The following is an 11,684-nucleotide window of genomic DNA, read 5'->3' as shown; positions in this document are numbered from 1 at the left end:
CCTATATAAACAATATGAAAACTTAATTAGTAAAACCTACTCAATATACTCCCCAATTTCTCTTAGCTTGCTATATCTTTCATCAACCAGCTTATCCATGTCCTTATTAAGTAGTTCAAGAAGATTTTTATATATTGTAGCCTTAACATTGTTAACAGTACAATTCACATCATTGTGAGCTCCACCAAGAGGTTCATCAATAATGCCATCAATGACTTTAAGTGCCTTTAAATCCTTGGCAGTAAGCTTTAGTATTCTTGATGCTTCATCAGCTTTTGAGGAATCCTTCATTAATATTGAAGCACACCCTTCTGGTGAAATAACTGAGTATATGGAATTTTCAAGCATAAAAACTTTATCTGCAACGCCAAGAGCAAGTGCACCTCCACTGCCGCCTTCACCAATAACAACAGAAATAATTGGAGTTTTCAAATCTGACAACTCAAGTAAATTCTTGGCAATTGCTTCACCCTGACCTCTTTCCTCAGCTCCTATTCCGCAGTATGCTCCCTGAGTATCTATAAGGCAAATTATAGGTCTATTAAACTTTTCTGCCTCTTTCATAAGTCTTAGAGCCTTTCTATAACCTTCAGGATATGGGCTGCCAAAACTCCTCTTAAGATTTTCTTCTATGGTTTTACCCTTAGCATGGCTAATTATGGTTACAGGAATACCATTAAAATAACCGATTCCTCCAACAATAGCTTCATCGTCCTTATAGTATCTATCTCCATGAAGCTCAACAAATCCATCAATTAATTCCTCTATATAATCCTTATAATTGGGCCTGTTTTTGTTTCGAGCAATCTTCACTATTTCCCATGGGTCTAAGTTTTTATCACATAAGCTAGGCTCCTCATTTGAGCCTTCTTCAATTAGAACTAATGACTTTTCTATATTAACCTCACTTAATCTACCGTGAATTTCAATTAAGTGAGAAAGTGTAGCCTTCATGTCTCTTCTATGTACAATCATATCTACAAAACCGTGTTCCAGCATGAATTCCGAGCTTTGGAAATCACTAGGTAGCTTCTGCTTAATGGTTTGTTCAATTACTCTTTTGCCTGCAAATCCTATTGTAGCCTTTGGCTCAGCAATAATTATATCTCCAAGTGAAGCGAAACTTGCAGTTACCCCCCCTGTTGTTGGATCCGTAATTACTGTAATGTACAAAAGCCCTGCATTACTGTGTCTTTTCACTGCTGCTGATACCTTGGCCATCTGCATTAAAGAAAGAATTCCTTCCTGCATTCTGGCTCCACCTGACACTGTAAATATAATCGCTGGCAGTTTCAAGGCTGTTGCTTTCTCAAGCATTCTTGCAAGCTTTTCTCCAACAACACTTCCCATGGAGCCCATAATAAATTTAGAATCCATAACACCAAAGCATGTTTTATTACCATTAATACTACCAATGCCCGTAATTACAGCTTCATTTATTTTAAGCTTATTTATTAATTCTCCTGTTTTTTCGGAGTATTTCGGATAATCAAGAGGATTTGAACTTTTCATATTTTCATTCAAATACTCAATTGAATCTTGGTCAAATATGAATTCAATTCTTTTCCTGCTATTTATCCTCATATGGTGATTACAATTAAAACATACCTGTAATTCATCATCCATCTCTGCTTTTATAAGTACTTCCCCACATTCAGGGCATTTTATAAATAAATCACTTTCCATTTTAATTTCCTGAATATGATATTTAACACTTTCCTTTACATCTTTAGTGGTCTCTATTTCTTTACTAATATTTCTTAAAGCTGAATTATCTATTTTATCAAGCATATTTACCAGCATATCTATTCCCCTACTTTTAAATTTATTAAAAAGTATTTACTGTTTAAAATACTTTTTACTACATTAAAATACTAAAATACTTTGATAATCAAAGTATTTTAACAAACCTCGCTTATTATATCATAGCATAATTCGGATAAAAAACAACATATTTATTGGGAACTTTCAGATATTTGACTATTAAAAATCACTTTGTAAAGAAAATGCAATATTTATTTAACAAATTTTTAATTACAAAATCTATAAGCTTTGGAGTATTTTCACCATAGTATTTAACATTTGGTTTCCAATTTATTTCACCAAAATTCATAGAAGTCATGCTACTATATTTTTCATAGCTTGATTTCATATCTGTATTACTTCTAACAAATTTGATTTTCTTAACATAAGATATGTTGAGGTGGCATATCGTGAAGAATTTCATATGCAAATGCATTAAATTTGTATTTGGTAGAATAGAAATCAAGCAGTACGGAAGTTAAAAATCCCCGCAAAAAATGGAAAGATCCCATTGCAAGCACCCCTTGAAAATAATATCCTTTTTAGTGACCAAACTGAAAAGGAGAATAAGGAGATGCTGACAATGGAACAAATATATCGTATCAGAAACTTAAGAAAATTTGAAGGGAAAAGCTTAAGAAAAATAGTGGAAATAACAGGATTTGATTTTACAACTGTAAAAAAGTATGTGGATAAAGAAAACTATAATTTGGAGTTACACCCGAAGCAGCAAAGAAGCGGAAAATTATCACCATACAGGAAAATCGTAACCAAATGGTGTTACTGGCAAGTACCTTTGGAGAAATTTCGGCAAATAATTTTACTGAAGTTTTTCCTTTTTTATTTCCTAAAATATAGATTGTCTATGTTCAAGTCTATAACTTTTACCTGTCATATTAAAAAGTTCACACTTATGCACAAGTCTATCAAGAACTGTGTTGTTAAGGCATCATCTCCAAGCAGTTCGGTCCAGTCTTCAAAGCCTTTATTAGAAGTGATTATTATTGAAGCCTGTTCATGAAGAGCAGATATTAACTGAAAGAACATATTGGCTTCTTCTTTAGTTATAGGCAGGTATCCTAATTCATCAATAATGACGAGGCTTGAAGAGAGTATACTATTAACCTTACCTTTGCTTTTCCTTGATATATCTTCAGTTCTAAGTATATGCATAAGATTGTCCATAGAAACAAAACTAACTTTATACCCAGCCTTAACGGCTTTTAAGCCCATTGCGATAGCAAGATGAGTTTTGCCCACACCTGGAGGACCAAGGAAGATAAGATTGAACATCCTATCTATCCATTCCAGTTTAATAAGTCTATTCACCTGTTTAGAAGTTATTGATTTCTGGAAATTGAAATCAAATTCCTCTAAGTGCTTAATCATAGGAAAGCCTGCATTTTTAAGCAGCCTTTCTTGTGCCCTTACGTCTTTTAGATTTATCTCATTTTTGAGTATATCCAGGAGCAAATCTTGATAAGATAAATCCTTAGAGTCAGCATTTTCAATAATCTTTGCTGCATTAGCATTTAGATAGTTAAGTTTAAGAGTTTTTGAATAATCCTTTATTAATTCTAGTTTTTCCATGTTGTTTTATCCTCCTTCAAAGCATTTGTATACTCGCTAATAGCTCTAATTTCTGTTTTTATACCCTTGCACTTTGAGGGGATAGAGGCATTATTCAAAACAATTTTGTTGCTTGTCTTCTGGCTGTTTTCAATGTTTAAATGTTCAAGAGTATCTTTAAACATTCCAGCGCTCCAAAGCCTTCGGCTTACACAATATTCTATGGCTTTATCTATAATATTGATATCGTAGTTAGGAGCAGCCTTAACAATAACTCCTAGTTGGTCTTTAACATATCTTGCTCTTTCTTTTCTTATGTTATCTAAAAGAATTTTGGCACTATCTGTACCACCCAGCACGATGAGTGCTTTAGAGTACATCTCTTCAGCAGATTTGCTTATATGTCTTTCTGGATGATTAAGTTTAACTAGTTCTTCTCTTTTTGTGCTTATAGGATGGTGTGCTATAATTTCTCCAGTATCTAAATCTACTATATCTATTGAATTATCCTTGACTACTAGTTTGACTTGCTTTCCAGGCTCATAAGTACCTTTTGGAACTTGATATCTATTCTGTTTATAGAAAACAATATTGTTTTTTCTTACGTTATAGTTTAAACTAGTGTCATTGAATTTTTTATTAATTGATTGAGGTACTGGTTGTAAGTGTTGACTCTCCAAAGCAAACACTTCTACTGGTGCCTTTTTCGTTATATCATGTATCTTGGCATTTCCAGTCCTCTCAAGCCACTTTAGGCAATCCTCGTTAAAGGAATCTATATTTACAAATTTTCTATGTATAGCAAAGTTATATTTAACAAATTTAACTACTGCTTCAATTTTTCCTTTGCTTTCTGGGTCATATGCTCGGCAGAGCCTAGCCTTAAAATGCATTAGATTAATATAATTTTGAAATTCTTCAGTATATACAACATCACCGAAGTTCTCATCAACAGCAAGAACTCTGTCTTGATCATATACTATCTCTTTTGGCATGCCTCCAAAATATTCAAATGCTCTATCGTGAGCCTCTATAAAAGTTGCTGTGGTAAACGGCTTATCCAGCCAATATACATACTTAAATCTTGAATGAGATAGTACCATAGCAAAACAATAAAGCTTTACTCTTGAGCCGTCAGGCTTATGAAGCCAAGACTGTCCGAAATCCACTTGTGCTTAATAGCCCATAGGTATCAATGTACTGCCTATCTTGAGCAGCCTTCGGCAGATTATAGTCCTTTCGCAACTTCTCAACATACCACCTCAAAGTCCTATCTTTAAAATCTAACTGTCCATATTTTTCTTTTAACCAATCGGATATTTGAGCAGTTGATATGTCGTTAAATTCTCTTATCCATGAAAGTATATCATTCCTATACTTGTCTATCTTCTTTGCTCTCGATTTTGATTCTTCTATTAGTTTTGAATATTCCTCTGGTGTCATATCCCAATACTTTGTTACTGTCTTATAGTTTATATTCATTGCTCTTTCTACTTGAGCCTTGTTCAATCCTTTCCTTTTGAGTTCCTTTATTTCTGCAAACACTTTCCATCCCTTCATTCTGCATTCCCCCTCTGATGAATAACTCTGTTATTTTATCAGAGATGGGATTATTATTAAACTAGTTGGGAATTTTTCTCCCTTTTTGTTTGCCGAAATTTCTCCATTTTATTTTACCATTTACACGCGGGTTCTTGCGAGGGAGCCAGCGATCGAGCTTGCTTACTTGATGGCTATGGGAGTGTTAGAAGTCCGAAGGTTTATTTTTCCATTTTTGGGATTTATATCAACTAATGGTAAATTAACTCGCTAACAAAATGCTCTGAAGTTGTACACTTTAATAATATCATTCACATTTCAGATCCTATTAATCTTAAAAAAATGAAATTAATATATAAAAATAATTTCTCCTTCTTTATATATAGCTTTCTGATGCAAAATTAATTTTTCTTCATCTGTAATAATAGATATACAGGGGCTGTTTTTATTTATACTAACACAAAATGCATTAGTTTCTTCCTTCTTCAAAAAAGATTTAGATATCAGTTGCTTATGTATTTCAATTTCTTCGTTGGTATAGAAATATAAATTATTATTAATACTATATTTTTTATCATTTATTTTTGATAAGATATTACTACTATCTAAAGTAAAGTTTACAATACCTTTATCTCCATCAAATTCATCCTTTATAATAACAAGATTATATTTTTTGCTGATATATATTATCCTTTTATGAGTAAAAGGTTTATACCCATCATGTGATCCGTATATAACTACATAATCTACATCCTCATAAAAGCCCTTTTCAATTATATTCGCTTTTTTAGACCATAAAAAAGGTCCTTCCATTGTTGATTGTGATAACTCATCATAAGTTAAGGTATTATGAGCTGAAGTACTTCTAAAATAATTTCTTAATGAACTTTCGACATTATAAATGTAGGTGCCTGGATCTACAAAAATCGGTATATTTTTTACTGATAAAACAAATGCCAAACAATCAGCATGACCATGAGCAGCAATGCTTCCAAAACCTAATTCTGCAATATCGAAGAAGAAGGTTAATTCATTAGATTTATATATAAAGTACCCAGATTTTTCATAGTACTTTATACCATTATAATCAAATGGTTTTATTATATCCTGGCTTTTAATATATTTCCAAACTGATAACTGGGAATTAGTAATATCTTCAGTAAAGCTTGTTTCAAAATACTTTGAACCAAAGGCTAGTAAATAATCATAATAATTATATGACTTTCCAGTCAAATTTAGAATTTTAGCATCATCGCTATCACCAAACTCAACAAAGTCCTTGCAATATTTAAGATAACCGATAAATTCTACTGACTTAAATAAGATATCCTCACAAATTGCTTTTTTATTTAAGTATTTTAAAAATGTATTATATTGAAGCAGCAAATCTACTACAAACCCATGATAATGGGCTGCATGTTCTTTGTTAACACCTTCACTGTAAAATTGTCTTTTTATTTCTTTCTCTAATACATCATAACCTTTTTGAAACCAATTTTGATTATATACATCCTTTAGTAATTCACCAATTATTGAAGTCAAACCAGCTTCAAGTATTAAATGATTATTAGCTGAGGAAAATCCTGAAAAATTTTCAGATACATATTTTATAGAATTGATAACTGCTGTAATTAAATCTTCTTTAAGCTTATTATCATCAGCTTCTTTAATAATAGCATAGCATAGAATCCACTGATAAGCTCTAATAGCTATTTCCATGGGTGATGACCAATTCACACCTCTTAAAAAATAATTATCATTAACCCAATCATAAAATAGCTCCTTAGCCTTTTCAAAGTATACTCTATTATTCGTATTTTTCCACATTAAAAAAAAATGAGGTAAAAATAAATGTCTATTAAGTTCCCAAGTGAGCCTTATTTCTCCTATCTCATCTTTATTCTTAAAGTCTATATTACATGAAAAAACACTTTTATCCCACTTTAAAGCATTAAACCCATGCCATGAAAAGTCCTTGCTTAGATCAATTTTCATATCGAATATATCAACTATAAAATCTTTCTTTTCATTTATAGCATCATTAGAAAAATCCCAAATCTCATCTATCTTATTATTAAGCAGATTAAATTTATCTGTTTTCAGATTAGGTATAGATAATTCCAGAACAGTTTTCTTTTCTTTAAAGTTTTTCTCATATCCCTTTAATTGCAACTTCTTTTTAAAACGAAATATTATCTCTTCTATAGACATTGCTTTTAGCCTATGAAAGAACCATTTTAAGTTTTTATTATTGTTCATATAACCAGTACCTTCATTATTTATTTTTAAAATAGAATTATTTTTTAGAAAATAAGCTTAATAAAGATTTAATATCAACTTTAAAGATCCATAAACATATAATATAAAATCCAACTCCCAGAGTCCCAGTAACAAAGAAATACGCCAAAAGGATAAGCTTCCCTGCTAGAATAGACTTTATTAATGAAAGAAATACATATAAAAACAAGCAAATTATTGCTATCTTCAATATCATAACTAAAATTCTTTTATTTTCTATATCGAAACCCTTAATTAAACTTCTATATAATAATAAAGCAGCAGTTATGGTTGCAACTGCACTTGAAGCAGCAAGTCCGTATACCCCCCAGTAATGTGCTAATGCAATACTTAATATTATATTTATGCATATTGAAATAATACTGTTGTACATTGGAGTCTTAGTATTTTTTGTCGCATAAAAAACTCGGTTAATTAAATCTTTGATTCCCATAAATAAAAGGCTTGCACTATAAAAAATTAGAATAAATGAAGTAGTTAATATATTCTTACCAGAAAAATTCCCATGTCCAAATAATATAGTTATTACTTCTTTTCTGAAGAAAATTAGATTAACAGCTATAGGTAATAATATAAGAAATACTAATTGTAAGCCACCATATATAAGTACATTAAATTTATCTATATCTTTTTTAGAAATTGCCTCAGCAAGAAATGGAAATGTATATGTTATTATTATAAATACCAAAGAATTATAAATAGAATTATTAACCTTCATGCCTAGATTTATAGAAGTTATAGTTCCTGGGTTTAACGTTGATGCAATCATACTTGTAACCAATGAATTGATTTGTATTGCCATTACTCCAATTATCATTGGACCTATCATTTTTAGGGCCTCCAAAATATGGCTATCCCTTATATTTATGTAAGTTATATATTTGAAACCTATTTTTTTTAATGGAATAATAAGCATGGCGAACTGTGCAATACTTCCAATGAACGAAAATTCTGTAGCACCTTTAAGACCATACCAATTATAAAAAAATAAAATCCCTAATATAAGAAATAAATTAGTTGGTATTCCAATAGCAGATGTCCAAATTAAATTCTTATGTGATGTAAGTATACCAACAAAGCAGTATGTAATCACATAACATAACATAGAAGGTAATATGATACTAGCAAGATTTAGTACTGTTTGAAAGGTTTCACCATTAAATCCAGGTGCTAGTATTCTTATTACTTGAACTCTGAACAACTGAAGTATTACTACAATTATTGTAACTATCAAAAACAGTATATTTAAAAAATTACTTGCAAATAAATTTGCATTCCCTTCACTTTCATTATTTTTTATATGAGTATAAATTGGTACAAATGTTGTTGAAACAACCCATCCTATAGCACTAAATAAAGTTATTGGAAGAGTTGTTATAAATATAAATGCGTCAGAATTTTGATTTGCTCCTAATTTGTAAACGATACTACTATCTCTTAAAAAACCTAAAATTATACTTACAAAATTAATCAAAATCATTCCTATAAGCAAATTAAACTTTTTCAATAAAAACACCTATGAAATTTCATCATTAATTTCTCTTTCTTATCTTATTGTATATATTTCTTACAAATTTATTTTCTTTCATTTTTAACATAAATTTGAGATAGACTTTTAAATACTTATTGTTTTGTTTTACTATATAATAGTTCAAATTCTCAGTAGCTAAATCCGTCCAATCGAATTTATAAATCTCATCACCTCTTAAAAAGTCAAAAATAATATAGTTGTCTTTATAATGTTCAATAATTTTATATAAAAAGATTGCACCAATCCCAGTTGAAGAGTACTTATTTAAATAGATTGGAATATAATAATATACTTTTTCTTTGCACTTAAATCCAAAATGAATTGCTGCAATTTCATTGTTTATTGTTGCATAAGAAAATTCCAACTGTTTAGTTTCTTCTAAATATGGAATTAAGCTTTCGTAAAACTCTATATATTCTTTCTTAATAAAGACACTTTGCGACCACCTTAATTTATGTAACTTAATTAAAGCATTCCATACTTCTCTATCCCACTTTACATTCAAACAATACTTAACTTCATTCTCTCTTTGTAATTTTTTTTCCCTTCTTTGTATATCTTTAATTTGTTTGGAATTCATTTTTATAATCATTTCGTTATAATATAAATAAGGAGTTATAACATTTATCTCTTTTATACACTTTAGCCCCTTGAAAAGCTTTAATACTTCATTAATCATTAATGTCTCTCTATGTCTTGTATTTAAGTTTTGTAATTCTATCAAATCCCAATCACTCAACTTATATAATTCATTTATCAAACTTTTTATTACATCATATTTATTATAATCTTTATCAATCAAGAAGTTATAATAGTCTACTGTTCTATTCACAATAAATCTTAATACTTTTACTTTTTTAATGCCAATTTTCCTGATTTCTAAGCATAATGGTAAAATTGAAATAATATTATCCTTGTCTTCTGTAATTAATACATATGGATTTATATTTGAAAGTTCCATACTTTTAATAAAAGTACATATCCATTCCCAAGAATAGAAAATCTCATAATTATCAATTTTTCTGCACAAATTCCTCCAGTCTTCTTCTAGCTTATAGAAGACATTTATATTATTAATAATTGATGTTTTCATCAAAATCTCCTTTTCTTTAAACTATACTGATTGTTTGAAAGCATGTATTAAGTCTTCATTTAAGTGTCTTACGTATAGTTTCTTCCATATGAGAATTTTTTTATATTTAAATTGAGCTACTTTATAGAAACCTACATTTTCTATTGCTTTATAAGATGGAATATTATTTGGAGAAACAGCAACATACTTGTCTTCACTTGAATGCATATTATTTATTGATGATAACATTCGTTGAAATAACTTTAAACCTCTATATTTTTCTTCTGTAAAGCAATTATAGATATATATTGAATTACTTGGAATTATAAAATCCTGTTCTATCTCTCCAATCTTATGATCACTAACGGCAATACATGAATAGTGTACTATGTTTCCATCAAAACATATGAATCCTAAGATTGTATTATTAAGTTTGAGTTCTTTTTCTAATACTTTTCTTCTTAAATCATGATTAATATTTTTTATATCTTCATGGTCTAATTTATCCAAGTTTACCTGTAACCTACTATCTAAATTTTCTTCGGAATAATTCTCTTTGTCCTTTTTTAATATTAACAATTCATTATTTTGGTAGAAAACCTTTAATATATACCTGAACACTTTCATAGATAATTTTAAATTCATATTAGACCTCATTTATCTTATATAGCATATTATCAAATACTTTAATATTTCCTATGAATTGATTTTGGATCTTTTCAAACTTTACTTTATTATCTCCATAAGAAATGCTAATATAATTACCAGAGAAATTTCCACTGATGCTAAGTGTTAATTCATAGCCTTCAAATCTAGAATCGCATTCTACTTTAAAGCTTGAATCATTAGAATTTTCAATTTTACAATTTTCATAAACTAAAAAATAATTTGCAATCTCGGTTCCTGTGGCATACCAAAGATCAAATCTTTTTAAATAATTAAATATTATGTGTAAATTTTCAATATCAAAAATCAAATTGGGGTACTGAATCCTTTTATCTGCTCTGTAGGGTGACGTGTGCTCTTGAATAGAGATTATTTGCTGTGCGTTAACTCTATCTAAAATTACTTGCTCAACTGTCTTTCCATGAATAAATTTATTTATCACACTTTTTAGATATTTTTTGCTAAATAGATATTTAATGTTTTTCAAGCTATAATAAGATCCATCTATGGTTGACGGTATGTCCACAACATTGTTGAACATTTCCAGATCATAATTATAATTTTCATAATTACCACTTTCTAAATTAGCATCCCAATGTCTGCACCACCATTTAAAATCAGTAGCATTTATAGAATCATCTGAGAAATCATTATATTTATAACCGCAATATTTACCTCCTACAGGGTACTCCCCTAAAACATTAAAATATATTTCTCTTCCAATGTTTATAGTTTCAATAGCTTCATTAATTTTCTTAAATGATTGCCATTCCTCAACAAAGTCTGTCCTTGAAATTCCAGTAATTCCATGGGTGAGTCCGTGATATGCGATTTCAATATTTGGATTTTTATTTATTTCAATTAAAAATTCTCTAAAATTCTTATTTTCTTGAATAGTTTCAGAATATATTTTTTTATTTGTTTCAATTATATTAGCTCTTTTACCTACTACTAAAAAAAATGTTACTTTTAAATAGGGATATTTATTTAATAATTTAGTATTTAGAAAATCCCACATAGAATTCTTTTGAAAGCAGCAATATCCCCAATCTTCTCCAAGATTCAATTCATTATTACTATTATTATCGACCCATGTGTTTGCGAGGTCATCTATCATAAACATAACTGGCGCTTGTGCATTATTATACCATTTGCACTTTTTTACTTTCAAAATATCACCTCTATAATTTTCTATACTTAAAATAT

The 11,684-nt window shown here is 29.4% G+C and carries 10 protein-coding genes; all 10 read right to left on the bottom strand.

Going from position 1 to position 11,684, the window contains the following annotated elements:
• Positions 1 to 36 precede the first annotated feature (36 nt).
• Positions 37 to 1,791, bottom strand: a complete 1,755-nt coding sequence (locus ACJDUG_RS04505; protein WP_406769088.1) for an acetyl-CoA carboxylase carboxyltransferase subunit alpha — start codon at positions 1,789 to 1,791, stop codon at positions 37 to 39.
• A gap of 199 nt (positions 1,792 to 1,990) precedes the next feature.
• Positions 1,991 to 2,152 (bottom strand): hypothetical protein, encoded by a 162-nt coding sequence (locus ACJDUG_RS04500; protein ID WP_406768712.1) that lies wholly within the window; start codon positions 2,150 to 2,152, stop codon positions 1,991 to 1,993.
• Between the two features lie 542 nt (positions 2,153 to 2,694).
• Entirely contained in the window at positions 2,695 to 3,393 is a 699-nt protein-coding gene (istB, locus tag ACJDUG_RS04495; protein ID WP_406768711.1) for an IS21-like element helper ATPase IstB, read from the bottom strand.
• Entirely contained in the window at positions 3,381 to 4,541 is a 1,161-nt protein-coding gene (locus tag ACJDUG_RS04490; protein WP_406768710.1) for a DDE-type integrase/transposase/recombinase, read from the bottom strand. Before ACJDUG_RS04490 ends, istB begins: the two co-directional genes overlap by 13 nt.
• A complete protein-coding gene (locus tag ACJDUG_RS04485) occupies positions 4,513 to 4,932 on the bottom strand; it encodes a hypothetical protein (RefSeq protein ID WP_406768709.1) in 420 nt (139 codons plus the stop codon). The genes ACJDUG_RS04490 and ACJDUG_RS04485 overlap by 29 nt, the downstream gene beginning before the upstream one ends.
• Before the next feature lie 327 nt (positions 4,933 to 5,259).
• A complete protein-coding gene (locus ACJDUG_RS04480) occupies positions 5,260 to 7,170 on the bottom strand; it encodes an alginate lyase family protein (RefSeq protein ID WP_406768708.1) in 1,911 nt (636 codons plus the stop codon).
• A 37-nt stretch (positions 7,171 to 7,207) separates the two neighbouring features.
• A complete protein-coding gene (gene murJ / locus ACJDUG_RS04475; protein ID WP_406768707.1) occupies positions 7,208 to 8,716 on the bottom strand; it encodes a murein biosynthesis integral membrane protein MurJ in 1,509 nt (502 codons plus the stop codon).
• 25 nt (positions 8,717 to 8,741) lie between these two features.
• Positions 8,742 to 9,833 (bottom strand): GNAT family N-acetyltransferase, encoded by a 1,092-nt coding sequence (locus ACJDUG_RS04470; RefSeq protein ID WP_406768706.1) that lies wholly within the window; start codon positions 9,831 to 9,833, stop codon positions 8,742 to 8,744.
• A gap of 21 nt (positions 9,834 to 9,854) precedes the next feature.
• A complete protein-coding gene (locus ACJDUG_RS04465; protein WP_406768705.1) occupies positions 9,855 to 10,391 on the bottom strand; it encodes a hypothetical protein in 537 nt (178 codons plus the stop codon).
• A 67-nt stretch (positions 10,392 to 10,458) separates the two neighbouring features.
• Positions 10,459 to 11,649, bottom strand: a complete 1,191-nt coding sequence (locus ACJDUG_RS04460; RefSeq protein WP_406768704.1) for a hypothetical protein — start codon at positions 11,647 to 11,649, stop codon at positions 10,459 to 10,461.
• Positions 11,650 to 11,684 lie beyond the last annotated feature (35 nt).

Source organism: Candidatus Clostridium stratigraminis, from assembly GCF_045310675.1.
GTDB lineage: Bacteria > Bacillota > Clostridia > Clostridiales > Clostridiaceae > Clostridium_AT > Clostridium_AT stratigraminis.
Note: the sequence above shows the minus strand (reverse complement) of the source record. Positions and strands in the feature narration are given on the sequence as shown.

Bases quoted from the DNA above. Each gene is read 5' to 3' on its own strand.
- ACJDUG_RS04505 (WP_406769088.1), bottom strand. From the start codon at position 1,791: ATGCTTGATAAAATAGATAATTCAGCTTTAAGAAATATTAGTAAAGAA.
- ACJDUG_RS04485 (WP_406768709.1), bottom strand. From the start codon at position 4,932: ATGAAGGGATGGAAAGTGTTTGCAGAAATAAAGGAACTCAAAAGGAAA.
- ACJDUG_RS04500 (WP_406768712.1), bottom strand. From the start codon at position 2,152: ATGAAATCAAGCTATGAAAAATATAGTAGCATGACTTCTATGAATTTT.
- ACJDUG_RS04470 (WP_406768706.1), bottom strand. From the start codon at position 9,833: ATGAAAACATCAATTATTAATAATATAAATGTCTTCTATAAGCTAGAA.
- ACJDUG_RS04480 (WP_406768708.1), bottom strand. From the start codon at position 7,170: ATGAACAATAATAAAAACTTAAAATGGTTCTTTCATAGGCTAAAAGCA.
- istB (WP_406768711.1), bottom strand. From the start codon at position 3,393: ATGGAAAAACTAGAATTAATAAAGGATTATTCAAAAACTCTTAAACTT.